The 15,989-nt window shown below is 65.0% G+C and carries 20 protein-coding genes; 11 read left to right on the top strand and 9 right to left on the bottom strand.

The window, feature by feature from the left end; translation table 11 throughout:
* Positions 1–61: 61 nt before the first annotated feature.
* Both thrC and ACSC1P_RS10300 read left to right on the top strand, forming a co-directional pair.
* Positions 62–1,327 carry a threonine synthase gene (thrC, locus tag ACSC1P_RS10305; RefSeq protein ID WP_435360061.1) on the top strand — a complete coding sequence of 422 codons (1,266 nt, stop codon included), beginning with the start codon at positions 62–64 and terminating at the stop codon, positions 1,325–1,327.
* A 134-nt stretch (positions 1,328–1,461) separates the two neighbouring features.
* A complete protein-coding gene (locus ACSC1P_RS10300; RefSeq protein ID WP_435360060.1) occupies positions 1,462–1,746 on the top strand; it encodes a hypothetical protein in 285 nt (94 codons plus the stop codon).
* 96 nt (positions 1,747–1,842) lie between these two features.
* Here the strand turns inward: ACSC1P_RS10300 and ACSC1P_RS10295 are convergent, their stop codons facing one another.
* Together ACSC1P_RS10295 and sufU are read right to left on the bottom strand one after the other, a co-directional pair.
* Positions 1,843–2,112 (bottom strand): hypothetical protein, encoded by a 270-nt coding sequence (locus ACSC1P_RS10295; protein WP_435360059.1) that lies wholly within the window; start codon positions 2,110–2,112, stop codon positions 1,843–1,845.
* A gap of 164 nt (positions 2,113–2,276) precedes the next feature.
* Positions 2,277–2,705, bottom strand: coding sequence for a Fe-S cluster assembly sulfur transfer protein SufU (gene sufU, locus ACSC1P_RS10290; protein WP_435360058.1), 429 nt, complete (start codon positions 2,703–2,705; stop codon positions 2,277–2,279).
* A gap of 171 nt (positions 2,706–2,876) precedes the next feature.
* Between sufU and ACSC1P_RS10285 the strand changes: the two genes are divergently transcribed.
* Positions 2,877–4,478, top strand: a complete 1,602-nt coding sequence (locus ACSC1P_RS10285) for an LVIVD repeat-containing protein (RefSeq protein ID WP_435360057.1) — start codon at positions 2,877–2,879, stop codon at positions 4,476–4,478.
* Between the two features lie 27 nt (positions 4,479–4,505).
* Here the strand turns inward: ACSC1P_RS10285 and ACSC1P_RS10280 are convergent, their stop codons facing one another.
* From ACSC1P_RS10280 to ACSC1P_RS10270, 3 genes are read right to left on the bottom strand one after another with little or no spacing between them, the layout of a single operon-like run.
* Positions 4,506–4,892, bottom strand: coding sequence for a hypothetical protein (locus ACSC1P_RS10280; protein ID WP_435360056.1), 387 nt, complete (start codon positions 4,890–4,892; stop codon positions 4,506–4,508).
* Between the two features lie 56 nt (positions 4,893–4,948).
* Entirely contained in the window at positions 4,949–5,584 is a 636-nt protein-coding gene (locus ACSC1P_RS10275; protein WP_435360055.1) for an HD domain-containing protein, read from the bottom strand.
* A gap of 60 nt (positions 5,585–5,644) precedes the next feature.
* Entirely contained in the window at positions 5,645–6,889 is a 1,245-nt protein-coding gene (locus ACSC1P_RS10270; RefSeq protein ID WP_435360054.1) for an aminotransferase class V-fold PLP-dependent enzyme, read from the bottom strand.
* Positions 6,890–7,032: 143 nt separating this feature from the next.
* Between ACSC1P_RS10270 and ACSC1P_RS10265 the strand changes: the two genes are divergently transcribed.
* Positions 7,033–8,649 carry a glycoside hydrolase family 99-like domain-containing protein gene (locus ACSC1P_RS10265; protein ID WP_435360053.1) on the top strand — a complete coding sequence of 539 codons (1,617 nt, stop codon included), beginning with the start codon at positions 7,033–7,035 and terminating at the stop codon, positions 8,647–8,649.
* Between the two features lie 14 nt (positions 8,650–8,663).
* Here ACSC1P_RS10265 and ACSC1P_RS10260 read toward each other — a convergent pair whose 3' ends face one another.
* Positions 8,664–8,957: a DUF424 domain-containing protein gene (locus ACSC1P_RS10260; RefSeq protein WP_435360052.1), complete on the bottom strand. Its 294-nt coding sequence runs from the start codon at positions 8,955–8,957 to the stop codon at positions 8,664–8,666.
* Positions 8,954–9,685, bottom strand: a complete 732-nt coding sequence (locus ACSC1P_RS10255; protein ID WP_435360051.1) for a tetratricopeptide repeat protein — start codon at positions 9,683–9,685, stop codon at positions 8,954–8,956. The genes ACSC1P_RS10260 and ACSC1P_RS10255 overlap by 4 nt, the downstream gene beginning before the upstream one ends.
* A gap of 161 nt (positions 9,686–9,846) precedes the next feature.
* Between ACSC1P_RS10255 and thpR the strand changes: the two genes are divergently transcribed.
* Positions 9,847–10,401, top strand: coding sequence for an RNA 2',3'-cyclic phosphodiesterase (thpR, locus tag ACSC1P_RS10250; RefSeq protein ID WP_435360050.1), 555 nt, complete (start codon positions 9,847–9,849; stop codon positions 10,399–10,401).
* A 21-nt stretch (positions 10,402–10,422) separates the two neighbouring features.
* On the opposite strand, the gene ACSC1P_RS10245 is transcribed toward thpR, so the two are convergent.
* Positions 10,423–11,733: a serpin family protein gene (locus tag ACSC1P_RS10245; protein WP_435360049.1), complete on the bottom strand. Its 1,311-nt coding sequence runs from the start codon at positions 11,731–11,733 to the stop codon at positions 10,423–10,425.
* An 84-nt stretch (positions 11,734–11,817) separates the two neighbouring features.
* Complete coding sequence (locus ACSC1P_RS10240) at positions 11,818–12,390, bottom strand: hypothetical protein (protein ID WP_435360048.1); 573 nt, start codon at positions 12,388–12,390, stop codon at positions 11,818–11,820.
* Positions 12,391–12,554: 164 nt separating this feature from the next.
* On the opposite strand from ACSC1P_RS10240, the gene ACSC1P_RS10235 reads away from it, so the two are divergent.
* The 6 genes from ACSC1P_RS10235 to ftsY all read left to right on the top strand — a co-directional run bounded on the left by ACSC1P_RS10235 (position 12,555) and on the right by ftsY (position 15,890).
* The gene (locus ACSC1P_RS10235; RefSeq protein WP_435360047.1) at positions 12,555–12,707 is read left to right on the top strand and encodes a 50S ribosomal protein L39e; all 153 of its coding nucleotides are present in this window, start codon (positions 12,555–12,557) and stop codon (positions 12,705–12,707) included.
* Positions 12,707–12,985: a 50S ribosomal protein L31e gene (locus tag ACSC1P_RS10230; protein ID WP_435360046.1), complete on the top strand. Its 279-nt coding sequence runs from the start codon at positions 12,707–12,709 to the stop codon at positions 12,983–12,985. Before ACSC1P_RS10235 ends, ACSC1P_RS10230 begins: the two co-directional genes overlap by 1 nt.
* A gap of 1 nt (position 12,986) precedes the next feature.
* Entirely contained in the window at positions 12,987–13,652 is a 666-nt protein-coding gene (locus ACSC1P_RS10225; RefSeq protein ID WP_435360045.1) for a translation initiation factor IF-6, read from the top strand.
* Between the two features lie 198 nt (positions 13,653–13,850).
* A complete protein-coding gene (gene rpl18a / locus ACSC1P_RS10220) occupies positions 13,851–14,027 on the top strand; it encodes a 50S ribosomal protein L18Ae (RefSeq protein WP_435360044.1) in 177 nt (58 codons plus the stop codon).
* Positions 14,027–14,494 (top strand): prefoldin subunit alpha, encoded by a 468-nt coding sequence (gene pfdA, locus ACSC1P_RS10215; RefSeq protein WP_435360274.1) that lies wholly within the window; start codon positions 14,027–14,029, stop codon positions 14,492–14,494. The genes rpl18a and pfdA overlap by 1 nt, the downstream gene beginning before the upstream one ends.
* A gap of 4 nt (positions 14,495–14,498) precedes the next feature.
* Positions 14,499–15,890 (top strand): signal recognition particle-docking protein FtsY, encoded by a 1,392-nt coding sequence (gene ftsY / locus ACSC1P_RS10210; protein WP_435360043.1) that lies wholly within the window; start codon positions 14,499–14,501, stop codon positions 15,888–15,890.
* The last annotated feature ends 99 nt before the right edge of the window (positions 15,891–15,989 follow it).

The raw sequence follows: 15,989 nt of genomic DNA, 5'->3' as shown, positions 1-15,989 counted from the left end.
CACCACGGCAGGGTTCGCAGGAACCTTCGGCTTTTTCCCCACGTAGGCCAATCCGCCGATAATGAGTGCTCTCACGTTGACCGCCGACGCCCCGGCCGAACCCGACGAGGCCGCAGACGGCGTCTGGCTGGCCTGTATCGAGTGCGGCGAGACGTACGCCCCCTTCGACGAGGTCCGCTACACCTGTGACTGCGACGGCTTGCTGGAAGCCCGCTACGCCGACTTGCCGACCTTCGACGACTTCGAGGGTCGTGGCGTCTGGCGCTATTCTGCGGCACTGCCCTTCGAGGTGGGCGTCACGCTCCCCGAAGGCGACACGCCGCTGTACGAAGTGCCTCGATTGGAAGCAGACGTGGGTGTCGAGAGCCTCCGCGTCAAGCACGAGGGGATGAACCCGACCGGGTCGTTCAAAGACCGCGGCATGACGATGGGTGTCCGCGTCGCACAGGAACTCGGCGTCGACCGCCTCGCCTGTGCCTCGACAGGCAACACGAGTGCCGCGCTCGCGGCCTATGGCTCGCGTGCCGGCCTCGAAACGCTCGTCCTCCTGCCCGCCGGAAAAGTCGCCGCTGGGAAGGTCGCACAGGCCGCCCTGCACGGCGCGCGAATCCTCGAAGTCGACGGGAACTTCGACACCTGCCTCGACATCGTGCAGGACCTCGCAGGTCGGGGCGAGGCGTATCTGCTCAACTCGCTCAATCCCTTCCGACTGGAGGGCCAGAAGACCATCGGGCTGGAGATTCTGGAAGCGCATCTGGAAGATTATGGAACTTACCCGGACCGTATCGTCCTCCCCGTCGGCAACGCGGGCAACACCGCGGCGCTGTACAAGTGCTTCCGCGAACTCGTGCAGGCGGACGAACTCGATCCCGAGGACGTGCCGAAGCTGACCGGCGTGCAGGCCGAAGGCGCGGCCCCGATGGTCGAAGCCATCGAGAACGGGGCCGAGGACACGACGCGCTGGGACGAGGTCGAGACCATCGCCACGGCCATCCGCATCGGCAACCCGGTCAATGCGCCGAAGGCCCTGCCGGGCATCCGCGAGACCGGCGGCACCGCCGTCGCCGTGAGCGACGAGGAGATTACCGCGGCCCAGCGCGACCTCGCGGGCGAAGGCGTCGGCGTCGAACCCGCCTCCGCCGCCAGCGTCGCCGGCCTGCGCAAACTCCGCGAATCCGGCGCAGTCGACGCCGACGAGCGCGTCGTCTGCCTCACTACTGGCCACCTGCTGAAGGACCCCGACGCCGCGGCCGCCGCGGGTGCCGACCCGGAAGCCGTCCCTGGCGACACCGACGGCGTGCTGGCTCATCTCGCCGGGGAGGAGTGAGACGAGAGAAAGGACCGGATTCGAGACGAAAACGGTTGTAAAATTTGAGTTACGTTAATTCATTCACAGTAGTCTGACGCCCGTCGTTCGAGGGTCTGCCACCGTTTCTTGTGTGTCGCAACCGAAGGACGAACGTGGCCCGAGACACCCACCATCCACCCAGTGACTCGGGGTACGTGACCCAGCAGCTCGACGGAGCCGAGCAGGACCCCGACGCCCTCAGAGACAGAATCGCCGACCTCGAACGCGACCTCGCTGCCCGCGAGACACAGGTTCAGGCACTCCGACAGCGATACGAGACGATACTCGACGACCAAACTACGAGCGACCGGCGACACGCCAGCGGCCCCCGAGCGAGACCGACACAAGACAGTCCCGTGCGCGCGCTCGTCGACCGTGTCCGGTCGATTCTGGTCTGACTCCACCACCGAAACACCACCATCAAAAACACCACCACACCGCCCACCCCGGGCGGCAGCAGCGGTTTTAATTTCGTTTCTTCGACCCGTTCTCCGTCACTTCGACCCCTGCATGTACGCGTCGACCGCCGCCCCGATGTTGAACAGGGGCAGGGCGAAGAACATCAGGATGCCGATGAGGAAGAACGTCATCACGAAACTCAGCATGCTCCACGCGACGGTCGCGCCGAACCAGATGAGTCCACGCTGCGTGTCCCCGAGGTAGAACTGTCCCAACCCCGGAATGATGAGTGACGCGACCGCGGCCACGATTTCGCTCTTGTCGTCCTCTGCTGCCACCGGTTCTGAAGCCACCGTTCCAGACATACGAACAGCTAACAGACGCCAATTAACATAATTCTGTTGATTATTGAGGGGCGTTGGCATCGGCCAAGGAGGAGAGTGAAATCGCCGAGACGACCGAACGCAGAGACGACGCTCCCGGGAGGTGGGAACGCACGACAGCAGGAAAAACCGCGACGGGAACGGAGTCAGTCGTCGTCGTCTTCCGTCGTCGTCTTCTCCAGTTCGAGTTCGCCCTGGTACATCTCCGCGCCATCCTGTGCCACCTTCTCGGCGAGGACGGCGCACTTAATGCGCATCGGCGAGATTTCGACGCCGAGCATGTCGACGACGTCGTCGCGGTCCATCTCGGCGAGTTCGGAGAGCGTCTTCCCGTGGAGTTCGCCGGAGAGCATGCTCGCAGACGCCTGCGAGATGGCACAGCCATCCCCGCGGAAGGCGACCGCTTCGATGGTCTCGCCGTCGTCAGCGAGTTGTACGTCCATCGTAATCTCGTCGCCGCACATCGGATTCTCGCCCACGTGCGTGAACGTCGGCTCTTTCAGTTCACCGTAGTTCCGCGGGTTCTTGTAGTGGTCGAGAATCTGCTGCCGGTACATGTCCGAGCCCATTCCCATTGTTGTGGGCCGCTACGGTTGTGCAGCGGAAAAACGTTCCGCAGCGTGTGAAGCGGTGGCGAATCACCCCGACGATGGGCACGTTTCGGGGCACTCACCGCACACCGGCCGAGGTTGGTAAAACAGATATTTGATAAATGACTATAGTCTCGACGACCGTCACGAAGTAGCATGGTCCCCAACTCCGCCACCGACCGGCTCGTCCCGACCCGGCGACAGGTTCTCAGTGGACTCGCCCTCACGGCGACGGCGACGGCCGCATCGGCAGTCGCCGCTACCGGCAGCGCGACCGACCAACACCCCGCACCTGCCTCGACGACCCCGGCGGCCCGAACGCCGCCGTCGCTCGACGCGACCGCCAGCATCGAACTGGACGGCGTCTGTGAGGTCGTCACCGACGAGTCCGGCGAGACGGTCTTCTGCGCCACGCAGGACGGTTTCGCCGTCGTCGACGTGAGCGACCCAGAGAACCCGTCCGTCCTCGCCGAAGAGCGCGACCTCACGGTCAACGGCGAGGGACCGATGCTCGACATCTTCGACGTGAAGTACGACGAGGACCGACTGCTCGTCGCCGGGCCGAACAGTGGCACCGGCCGAAGCGACCTCGTCGGCTTCTTCCTCTACGATGTCTCCGACCCTGCCTCCCCGGAGCGTGTCGCCTTCCAGCGGACGAACCACGGGATACACAACTGCTTCCTCGCGGACGGCTACGTCTACCTGACCGGCGGGAGCACGCCCGGGTCCCCGACCATCATCTGGGACGTACGCGACGACGACCCGACGAAGGTCGCTGACTGGTCGGCGACGCAGTCGAACAGCGACTGGGAGCGCGTCGGGAGCAACTTCCAACAGACCCACGACATCTTCGTGCAGGACGACGTGCTGTACGTCGCGTACTGGGACGCGGGCACGTGGCTGGTCGACGTGTCCGACCCGGCGAATCCGAGCGCCATTACGCGCCTCGGTGGCCACGACGTGGCGTACCTCTCCGAGATAAGTTCGGCCCAAGGCCTCAATCCGGAGTTCTTCGAACTGCCGGGGAACAGTCACTACGTCCTGCCAAACGGCGACGCGAGCGCCGTGTTCGTCGGGAAGGAAGCGTGGGACAACGACGAGACCGACCTCGACGGTGGTCCCGGCGGTATCGAGCTGTGGTCACGCGACGGTGAGACCAGAGAGAGCATCATCCAGACGCCGGCCGGGCCAGATTCGAACGCGACCGCACACAACCTCGGTGTGCGAGACGACCGTCTGTACGCCTCGTGGTACGCGGGCGGCGTCGCGGTGTACGACGTATCAGACCTCGCTGAACCGCAGGTCCTCGGCGTGTGGAGCGACGCTGAGACGACCTCGTTCTGGTCGGCGAAACCCATCCACGACGGCGTGGTCGGTGCGAGCTACTACGACCCGAGTCTCTCTCGGGACGAGAACAACGAGGGCGAGGGCGGACAGCTGTTCGTGTTCGCCGAACCGTCGAGTGACGGCGAACCAGCGCCAACGATGGAGGCTCGTCCTAAGCCCGTCGTCGAGACGACCAGCGAACCCGACGACGGAAGCGATAGCGACGGCGGGACCAGCGACGGGACCGCAACCACAGACAGCGATTCGGCCGACGGCGGCGACGCGACGACGGAAGCCACGAATACCGACTCCTCGGCGACCGGGAGCGACGGCGACGAGGGTGGGTCGACGCCCGGCTTCGGCGTCCTCGCGACAGTCGCCGCGGCCGGCGGGACCCTCGGCCTCGCCCGCTGGCTCGCAGACGACGGCTGAGTTATTCGGTCGGCATCATTGCGTGTGTCAGTCGGAATCCTCGTCGGCTGACGGTCCCGGTTCGTACTCGGTGCGCTCGACTCGCTCGGTCTCGTGGGTCGTAGCCGGTTCGTGTTCCGTCGACGGAATCAGGCGTTCGCTGCGCTCAGACTGCTCCTCCGCGGCTCCATCGGCTTCACCAGTGGCTGCGTCGTCAGAGTGGTCGGAGGCAGCTGAATCGTCTGTGTCGTCGCCCGCCCAGTGCGCCCCGAGCATCCCCAGGACACCGACGGCGGCCCCGGCGAACGCCAGCGCGTCGACCGCACCGATACCAGTCGCAGGCAGGCCTGCGGCGTACCGGGCGAAGGAGACGACGAGCAGCCCGAGCAGGAGGAACTGGAGTGCCAGCAAGTGCCGTTCGAGCGACGAGTCCATGTCTGGCAGTGTTCGGGCAGCGTGGTAGTGGTTTCGGCGTGCAAGCGCCGGGTGACTCACCGCTCGCCGGCGACTTCGCGCTCGAAGCGCTCGACGAACGTTTCGAGGAAGGCGTGTCGCTCCGCGGCCATCGCACGGCCTGCAGCCGTGTACATCCGGTCTTCGATTCGGAGCAGCTTCGCGTGGACGTGGTTTATCGAGGTCTCGCCGGCCGCAGAGTCGTCGGCTTCTGGCGGGAGGTCGGGGTCGTGGATGGGCCGGCCGTGTTCGCCGGCGTGAGAGAACGTCCGGGCCAACCCGACCGCCCCGATGGCGTCGAGGTTGTCGGCGTCACAGAGCAGTTTTGCCTCGGTGGTTTCGGGCGTCACGTCGTTCGAGAACCGGTGGGCGCGGATGCAGTGCGCCACGGTGTCGATTGTCGCCGCGTCAGCCCCGAACTCGGGGAGCAGTTCTCGGGCCTCCGTCGCACCCCACTCGGCGTGGTCTGTAATCTCGCCTGCGGCCTCGCGCTTGCGACCGATATCGTGGAGCCACGCGGCCGCGACCAGCACGTCTTCGTCGACGGCTCGGTCGGTGTCGAGGGCGAGTCGCTCCGCGTTGGCGACGACGCGCTCGACGTGGTGCCAGTCGTGTGTTGGCGAGAGGCCGCCGAAGTACGTCTCGGCGCGCTCGGCGATGGCGGTGTGGTCCATGTGCGACGACCGGCCGGACAGGTGAAAACAGTTGCCGTCGGTGCAGCAAATCGTACCGATTCAGGCGAACAGGTCGCGGGCTTCACCGAGGGCGTCGATGAGCGCGTCGACCTCGTCGCGAGTGTTGTAGATGTAGAACGACGCGCGGGCGCTCGCGGCGACGCCCAGTTTGTCGTGCAGCGGTTGCGTGCAGTGGTCGCCCGCACGGATGGCCACGCCGTAGTCGTTGACGATGGAGGCGAGGTCGTGGGCGTGGACTTCGCCGAGGTTGAACGCGACGAGGCCGCCGCGGCCCTGCTCGGGCGTCGGTCCGTAGATGTCCACGTCACCGAACTCGTCGAGACGGTCGTAGGCGTACTCTGCCAGCATCTCCTCGTGGGCCTGCACGCGCTCCATGCCGATGTCGTCGAGGTAGTCGATAGCGGCGTCGAGGGCGATGCCCTGCGCGATGCTGGGCGTGCCCGCCTCGAACTTCCACGGAAGGTCGTTCCACTTCGACTCCTCGAAGGTGACTTTCTTGATCATGTCCCCGCCGTAGAGGTACGGGTCCATCTCGTCGAGGACGTGCTCTTTCCCGTACAGCACGCCGATGCCGGTCGGCCCGACCATCTTGTGCCCGGAGAAGGCGTAGAAGTCGGCGTCGATGGCCTGCACGTCGACCGGCCGCGTCGGGACGGCCTGTGCCCCGTCGACGAAGGCGAGGGCGTCGTGGTCGTGCGCGAGGTCGACGAGGTCCGACACCGGGTTGACCGTCCCGAGCGTGTTCGAGACGTGGACGGCCGAGAGCATCGCGGTGTCGTCCGTGATGAGTTCTTCCGCGGCGTCCATGTCCAACTGGCCCGACTCGTCGACCGGGATGTACTTCACCTCGGCCCCGGTCTGCTTCCCGATTTGCTGCCACGTGACGAGCGAGGCGTGGTGTTCCATCTCGGTCAGGACGATTTCGTCGCCGGGCCCGAGTTCGTTCAGTCCCCACGAGTACGCGACGAGGTTCATCGCCTCGGTCGTGTTCTTCGTGAAGACGATCTCCTCACGGCCGTTCGCGCCGATGAACTCGGCGACGCGGTCGTGGGCCTCCTCGTAGGCGATGGAGGCTTCCTGACTCAGGTTGTGAATGCCGCGGTGGACGTTCGCGTTGTAGTTGTAGTAGTAGTCCGCGATGGCGTCGACCACCTGCTCCGGCGTCTGCGTCGTCGCCGCGTTGTCGAGGTAGACGAGGTCCGTCCCGTCGAAACTGCGCTGGAGGACGGGGAAGTCCTCGCGGATGCGTTCGACGTCGAGGGGGTCGGTCGTCTGCGTGCTCATTGTAGGGTATTCGGGGCCAGAGGCCCAACTGTCCTTCGGTATCGACGGCTCTCGAAACCAGAACCGGTTTCGTCGGGTGGGAACCGGTAGATGGTATCGACCTGCCCGAAAACGTTTCAACCAAGCGACTGAACAGCCGCCTCGTGAACGACTCGACACCCCGTCGTCGGTTCCTCGGGGCGGTTTCGTCACTGGGCCTCGGTGTACTCGGTGGCTGTTCGTCTGGTCCCTCGAACGACTCGACGGTGACGACCGAGCAGCGGTCGACTGACACGACAGAATCACCGACGCTGGGGCCGACCCGGGCCTCGACGACTGCGACTCCCGCTCCGTCGACCACCACTACGAAGACGGCGGTCCGTGGGACGGATACGTCGACAGGGACGACCACACGGACCCCACCACCGACTGCGACCGACGCACTCGTGGGAGCGCACTACTACCCCTGGTACGGCGGGCAGCCACCGCACTGGTCGAGTGGCTACCGCAGTTCTCCGATCCTCGGCGAGTACGACTCGGCTGACGAGGCAGTAGTGAACCAGCACGTCGAGTGGGCGACCACACATGGAATCGACTGGTTCTCGGTTAGCTGGTGGGGACCAGAGTCGTACTCCGACGAGACCCTACGAGAGTCCGTCCTCGATGCCGCGCGGTGGCGCGACGTCGTGTTCTCCATCCTCTACGAACCGACTGGACGGTTCGAGACGATACCCGTCGACTTCGACGACCCTGGCGAGCGACGGCAACTCGCGGACGACTTCGCCTACCTCGCCGAGACGTACTTCGACGAACCGAACTACCTTCGCATCGACGGCCGACCGGTCGTCTACCTCTGGATTGCCCAGGCATTTCACGGCGACGTCGAGCGGGCAATCCAGATGGCTCGGGACGCCGTAGGCGACGGGGTGTACGTCCTGGCTGACTCCCCGATTGTCGAGCAACCAGCCACCTTCGACTACGGACCCTTCGACGGCGTGACCGACTACTCGGCCGTCTATGCCGACGAGACGGTGACGGCCGAGCGTTCCTACGCGGACCTGACGTTCGAGCAGCAGTCGCAGTGGTATCGCGCGACTCGGGCCGGTGAGACCGACTTCGTCCCGGCCGTCCTGCCAGGGTTCGACGACCGTGCGATCCGTCCCGATGCGGGGAACCCGGTTCTCGAACGCTCTCCCGAACGGTTCCGTCGCTGTTGTCGGGACACACGGCGCATGTACGAACCGGAGCTGAACGCCGTACTCGTAACATCGTTCAACGAGTGGCACGAGGAGACGCAGCTAGAACCCGGCGAGTCGTACGGAGACACGTACCTCGATATCGTCGACGAGACACTGGCGACCGGTCCCACGCGCCGGGTTACGAACGGCTCGACACAACTCATCCTCGACTTTTCCGACGCACCGACTCCCGGGCCAGCAGACAGCAGGCGACTGGCCGTGGCGTGCGATACGCTCGTTTTCAGGGACGCAGAGGGCGACACTGTGCAAGTCTACGACGTCGGCGCGTCGCCAGAACCGACGTTCGGGGTGGGCGTCTTTTCCCCTGAATCCAACGACCAACGGACGTGGCGATGGTTCGGAACCGACCGAAAACAGGCCACCATGTTCGTTGCCGACCCGCTGCTCGACGACGCGGCGACGTTGGAACTCGTCGGACGGACCCACAGTGACGAGATACAGACGACGCTCTCGTGGGGCGAACAGGTAGCGGACGACGTAACCGTGACGCCCGGATGGGACACCTACCGATTCGAACTGTAGGACAGAGAGAACGGTCAGCCCAACCGCAGCAACTGCGCGTGCAGCGTGTCTTCGATGGCCAGCACGCTCGCCTCGTCGATGATACCCGCTTCGACCGCCACGTCGACCGAGCGCTTGCCGACGATGTTGGCCACGCTCGCCCGGCGGAGACTATCGACGGCGCTGTCTTCGTCCACTTCGTCGCCGCCGTAGAACTCCTCGTTGACGGTGAGCGAAATCTGGCCCTCCTCGAACGTCTCGCCGAGCACGTCGTCGTCGCAGACGGAGACGAGCAGGCCCTCTTTGGTCTCTCGCTCGTTGACTATCATTCCTGAATCATCTCTTCCTCCGCACGCTTGCGGAGTTCTTCGGCTTCGTCGGCGAGTTTCTCGGCTTCCTCGTCACGGCCGAGTTCTTCGAGCGCGCGGGCCTTCTCTTCGAGCAGGTCGGGGGTACGCATCCCGAGGCGGACCGCGTTGTCGAAGGCGTTGACCGCTTCCTCGGAGAGGCCGCGCTCTTGCAGGAAGAAGCCGCGGTTGTACCACGCCTGTGGGAAGCGCGGGTCGATTTCGACGGCGCGTTCCGCGTGTTCGAGCGCCAGCGACACGTCGCCGGACTCCCATAGGGCGTACGCCATGTTCGTGTGCGCGTCGGCCGCGTGGTCGCCGTCCTCGTCGATTTTGAGTGCTTCCTGATACGCCCCGATGGCCTGGTCCCACTCTTCCATCTCGGCGTGGGCGACGCCTTTGTTCACCCACGCTTCCTGCTTCACCGGGTCCTCGCTGGCGAAGCGGGCGGCGCGTTCGAACGTGTCCGCGGCCTGTTCGTGCCGGTTGATGTTCATGTAGTTCAGGCCCACGTCCACGAGTTCGTTCGCGTCGACCGCATCCGCGTCGACGTTCTCCCGGTCGAGCAGGTCCGTGAGGACGCGCGAGTCGACGGGGTCGACCTTCGATGGGTCGACACCGAGTTCGGGTGGGTCGAGGTCGAACTCGTCGTAGGGTTCGGAGAAGCCTTGCCCCTCGGAGAATTCGTGGTCTCGCTCGCGGTCAGTCATAAATCGCGGTTGGGTGTGCGGACGGTTAAGGTTGACCGTTTCAGACGCCATGCGACCCTGCGACGGCCCATCGGCGGTCGTCGTCGATTCACGTCATCGCGCCTCCGTCTCTCGATTGAACGGAAGACAGGTTCAAGTTACAGTCCGTCGACTGGTAATCCATGCGATTGTTTGTCAGTATCGACCTCCCCGACGCCCTCGCGACGGAGGTCGAGTCGGTCCAAGAGTGTCTCGACGACGCGACCGGCCTGAACTTCACCGACCCGACGCAGACACACGTGACACTCAAGTTCCTCGGCGAGGTCAGCGAAGCCCGACTGCCCGCAGTCGTCGAGGCCATCGAACGCGGTGTCGAGCACGCCGATGTCGACCCCTTCGACGCCGAGTTCGGCGGGTTGGGCGTGTTCCCGTCGCTCAACTACATCAACGTCGTCTGGCTCGGCGTCCGCGATGGGACCGAAGAGATGGTCACGCTACACGAGGGAATCGAGGCGGAGACGACCGCCATCGGCTTCGATGCCGAAGGCCACGATTTCACGCCACACCTCACCGTCGCTCGGATGGAACATTCTGGGGGGAAAGAGATGGTACAGGAGTGTGTGACAGAGGGCGACCCCGACGCTGGCGAGATGCGTGTCGAGTGCGTCAACCTCACGAAGAGTACGCTGACACCCGACGGGCCGAAGTACGAGACGGTCGAACGATTTCCGCTCTAAGCACACTTTTCACCGGCCTGCTCATTGCGCCGTCGCGGCATCGACGATTCTGCCGAGGAACAGCACCGAATCCGTCTCGCGATGACGAATGGCGAACAGGAACGGTCGGTCGGCGACGAACTCGAACTCTTCCAGGGGCATCGAGGTGACACCGCCGACGACGCCGGTCGCCGCGGCCGCCTCGGTTCCCTCTTCGTCGACCGCGACGAAGCCCTGATGTGCCACGTCGGTGATAGCGAGGTCTTGCTGGGTGCCGTCCTCGACCATCCCGCTGAAGTCCGCACGGTTGTGGTCGAAGGCGTCGGGCATCCCGAGGTCTGCGAGTGTCTGGTTCAGGCCGACTTTCGAGCCGAACGTGAACCGCGGGAGGACGACGGTCCCGCTGCTCAGTTCGAGTGCGTCGAACAGTCCGTGCAGGCCGTCGGCGTCCAGCGACCGTTCGAACGAGGCGAACTCGCCCTCGGGTGGCAATACGACGACCATGCTCACGTCTTCGCCGACGTACGGGAGTTCGACGACTTGCGTCCCATCGACATCGGCGTAGGGGAACGGCGCGGTCTGGCGCATCAGTGGCACGTCGGCTTCGCTCCCATCGATGGCGGTGAACGCCCCGTCGGTAGTGGTGCCCGCCGAGAAGGTGTGGGCCCACTTCGCTTTGAAGTAGACCGCGTTGGTGGCGACGAGGCGTGTCCCGTCGTCGATGGTCCCCTCGGCGAGCAGGTCTTCGATACGGTCCTCGGTCTGCTCGGCGACCCACTCGTTGATGGTCTCACGCGCGTTTTCGGGGGCCGTCGCGAAGTCGAGCGTCCGGAGTCCAGCCCCGTAGTTCACCGCGAGGGTGTCGAGATAGTCGTCCGAGAAGGGGTACGACTCCTGCCCCCAGAGCGCGTTGACGAGGTCGAGCCGGAACGCGTCGTCCTCGGCGTCTTCCGGCGGTTCGAGTGCGAGGTCGAGTCGGTTGAACGTCGTGTGAAGGTCGGACTGGTCGCCGAGGTAGTGGAGCGTTTCGGCGATTTGCGTCTCCGTCTCACCGCGAGCGCCAGCCCACACCATCGCCATCGCGAGCGAGACGCTGATGGGTGAGAGGAACAGGTTCCCAGTGTCGTCCGCGTCGACCTGTGACTGGTGGAGATCGAGCGCGAACGCGGTGTTCGCCCTGACCTGTGCACGGAGGTCGTCGGCCGAGACGGTCGGGTCCGTATCGCGGGAAAGGTTAGAGACGAGCAGTCCCGGTGTCACGCCGTTGCCACCGGCCCCGAGACAGCCGGTGAGGGCAGGGAGAGAGAGCGCACCCGCCAGCGCGAGTACGTCCCGTCGGTTCCAGCTTCGCATGTGCGACCAGAGGCGTCCAGCGAGTATATCGACTCGCTTACCTGAAACGCCCGTTTGAGCGTTCCTTGCCGGAGTCGATACGTGTCAGTCTCGCCAGCGAGCGAGGCCTGCGAGCCCCGCGACGGCCGCCAACGCCCCTGCGCCCGTGAATCCGGGTATCGGTCCGGAACCCGCACCCGGGTCGGTCGGTACCGTCGTTTCGGTCCCGTAGGGAGCCTGTTCGTCGGGGACGAACTCTGCGTCGACCGTGACGTAGCCCGAACTGCACTCCGTCGCCGAGCTGATGGTGTAGACGGTGCCCGGCTGGATGTCGTCGTCGGTCGCGCTACTCACGACGGTCACCTCGGCCCCGTTCGAGTCTTCGGGGTTCTGGGCGAGTCGCGTCGTGAGGACGGCCTCGTAGGTCCGGCGCTCGTCTGGGCTCCAGGTGGTGTCGCGACACTGGTCGGCCGCGCTCGCGTCGCCGTCGGTCTGGTCGACCACGACGAGCCAGCTCCCCTCGTACTCACCCGAGAAGTCGCTCGGTTCCTCGAAGACGAACTGCCGACTGCTCTGTGCGGTGACCGTGTCGATTGCGGCCGTCGTCGCCACGGTGCCGGCGGCCCCGGCGAGGATTGCACGACGCGTCCACGTGGGCGTGTCACTTTCGTCGGTCATCGTTCACCGGAAAGAGGCGACGGAGACGGGAAACTAACCTGCCAAAGCTGTTAGCCGGTGCAAGAAGACACGCACCGCGTGCGAGCAGTGAGCAAGCGTCTCGGGCACAGTCCCGGGTCGAAAAGAACAACATTTTAAGCCCGGCAAGGATATCTCCGTCCACTATGGGTAAGAAATCGAAGGCCAAGAAAAAGCGACTCTCCAAACTGGAGCGTCAGAACAGCCGTGTCCCAGCGTGGGTCATGCTCAAGACCGACATGGAAGTCCAGCGCAACCACAAGCGCCGAAACTGGCGGCGTAACGACACCGACGAATAATGAGTTCCAGCGATTTCGAGGAGCGCGTCGTCACCGTCCCGCTCCGTGACGCCACCGCGGAACCGAAGCACAAGCGCGCCGACAAGGCGATGACGCTCATCCGTGAGCACCTCGCCCAGCACTTCAAGGTCGAGTCCGAGCAGGTCCGACTGGACCCCTCCATCAACGAGGCCATCTGGTCGCGCGGTCGCAAGAAGCCCCCGAGCAAGCTTCGCGTCCGGGCCGCCCGCTTCGACGAAGAGGGCGAGGTCGTCGTGGAAGCCGAACACGCGGAGTAACGTGCTACGAACCGCGTTCGCCGGGTCGCCGTACGTCGGCGTCTTCGCGCGGGCCACCGATGTCTGTTTCCTCTGCAGACCAGACATCGAGGAGTCCGTCCGCGACGCCATGGCCGACGAACTGGAAGTACCCGCGATTCCGACGACCATCGCCGGCTCGTCCACCGTGGGCGCGCTCGTTGCCGGAAACTCGAACGGGCTGGTCGTGACCAGCCGCGTCACCGAGCGAGAGCGAGAGCGCATCGCCGACGTGGTCGACCTGCCCGTCGGCGAGTTGCCCGGTCGGCGTAACGCCGCCGGCAACATCATACTCGCCAACGACACCGGCGCGTACGCCCACCCGGACCTCTCCGACGAGGCCGTCGACATCGTCGAGGACACCCTCGGTGTCCCTGTCGAACGCGGCGACCTCGCAGGTGTCCGGACGGTCGGCACCGCCGCGGTCGCCACGAACAAGGGCGTCCTCTGTCACCCGAAGTCCACCGACGAAGAACTGGACTTCCTGGAGGACCACCTCGGCGTTCCCGCCGACGTGGGGACCATCAACTACGGTGCGCCGCTGGTCGGCTCCGGCCTCGTCGTCAACGACAACGGCTACGTCGCTGGCGAGGAGACCACCGGGCCAGAACTCGGCCGCATCGAGGACGCGCTCGGTCTCATCGACTGAGCGCGCGATTCTACGTTTTCCGCGGCCTCGACGCCGTCGGTTCCGACGAGCAGTCGGTCTTCTACGAGCCTTTTCTCCCAGCACACCGCGACAGCCGGGTGAGACGACCGTATTCGGGGAGCTGAACGGACAGTAAAAACGCCTTCGGCGAGGTCCGATAAGGGAAGATTCTTCCATCTCGCTCTCCGAGACAGACGCATGAGTCAGTTTACTGTCCGCGGGAAGTACAAAACACGAGACGGGATGAGCCCGTTCGAGACCACCATCGAAGCCGAGAACGAGGACGTCGCACGTGAGCACACGTTCGCGACCTTCGGCAGCAAGCACAACCTCAAGCGCACGCAGATCGAGGTCGAGGAGGTCGAAGCACAATGATGGGTGGAGGCGGCGGTGGTCAGGCCCAGCAGCTCCAGCAGGAGATTCAGGCGATTCAGGCCGAAATCGAGGAACTCGAAGGCGAAATCGAGGACCTTCGCGACGAGCAGTCCGAGATGGACGAGGCCAAAGAGGCACTCGAAACGCTCGAAACCGGCTCGACCGTGCAAGTCCCCATCGGCGGCGACGCGTACGTTCGCGCCGAGGTGCAGGACATCGACGAGGTCGTCGTCGGTCTCGGTGGCGGCTACGCAGCCGAGCAGGACCACGAGAGCGCCATCGACACGCTGGACAACAAACAGGACTCCATCGACGACCGCATCGCGGGCGTCGAGGAGGAGATTTCCGAGCTCGAAGGCGAGAGCAGCCAGCTCGAAGAGCAGATGCAGCAGATGCAACAGCAGCAGATGCAACAGCAGATGCAGCAGATGCAGCAGATGCAGGAGGAAGAAGGCGACGACGAGTAGATAGATGTTCGACAGCCTGAAGAAGAAGCTGGGGAACTTCCGCAAGGACGTCGAGGAGACGGCCGAAGAGAAAGCCGAAGAAGCCGAGGGTGACGACGTCGAGGCCGAGGCGGACGCGGCTGACGCGGAAGCGGTCGACGCAGAGACGGAGCCTGTAGCGGCCGATGCAGCGGCCGACACAGACGCAGTCGAGTCCGACATCGAGTCGGAACCGGAACCCGTCCACGACGCCGACCCAGAATCGGGCGACAGCGGGCCGCCAGCCGCGAGTGCTGGCGCGAGCGAGCCGACGCACGAGGAACCAGCATCGGCCGACACCGACGCAGTCCCCAGTGCGGACCCTCGGGTCGACGAGACCGAACCGGGACACGCCGAGGCAGCGCCGACCGACCGACTCGAAGACGAGGACGACGTGCAGCCGGTCGAAGCCGACGCCGCGGACGCGGCGACCGAATCGCCGGCCGAAGACGAGGACGACGACACCTCGTCGAGCAAGTCCACCGGCTTCGGGTCGAAGCTGAAGGCGGCAGCGACCGGGAAGGTCGTCATCGAAGAGGACGACCTCGAAGGCCCCCTCTGGGAGCTGGAGATGGCGCTGCTGGAGGCCGACGTGGAGATGAGCGTCGCCGAAGAAATCCTCGACAAGGTCAAAGCCGACCTCGTCGGCGAACGCCGTGGATTCACGACCTCGACCGGCACCATCGTCGAGGACGCACTGCGCGACGCGCTGTACGACGTGATTTCGGTCGGGCAGTTCGACTTCGACCAGCGTATCGCCGAGGGCGACAAGCCCCTCGTCATCGTCTTTACCGGTGTCAACGGCGTCGGGAAGACGACCAGCATCGCGAAGCTGGCGCAGTACTTCGAAGACCGCGGGCTGTCGACCGTGCTGGCCAACGGTGACACCTACCGTGCCGGCGCGAACGAACAGATTCGCGAGCACGCCGACAACCTCGACAAGAAGCTCATCGCCCACGAACAGGGCGGTGACCCGGCGGCGGTCATCTACGACGCCGTCGAGTACGCCGAGGCGCACGACATCGACATCGTGCTGGGCGACACGGCAGGCCGCCTGCACACGAACGAGGGTCTGATGGACCAGCTAGAGAAGATTGGCCGGGTCGTCGGCCCGGACATGACGCTGTTCGTCGACGAGGCCGTCGCCGGGCAGGACGCGGTCCAGCGCGCGAAGAAGTTCGACGAGGCGGCCACCATCGACGGGGCCATCCTCACGAAGGCCGACGCCGACTCGAACGGCGGGGCGGCCATCTCCATCGCGCACGTCACCGGAAAACCCATCCTGTTCCTCGGTGTCGGCCAGGCCTACGACGACCTCGAACGGTTCGACCCCGACGTGATGGTCGAGCGACTCCTCGGCGACGAGACCGAGGAATAAGTTCGAGACGAAACCCTCGTCCCATCTTCTTTCAGGCTGTTTCTCACTGCTGGTTGCGTCACGATTCGACGTCGAGCCGAAAGGCCACCGTTTCAGGTG

This window comes from Haloarchaeobius caseinilyticus (assembly GCF_051207395.1).
Lineage (GTDB): Archaea > Halobacteriota > Halobacteria > Halobacteriales > Natrialbaceae > Haloarchaeobius.
Note: the sequence above shows the minus strand (reverse complement) of the source record. Positions and strands in the feature narration are given on the sequence as shown.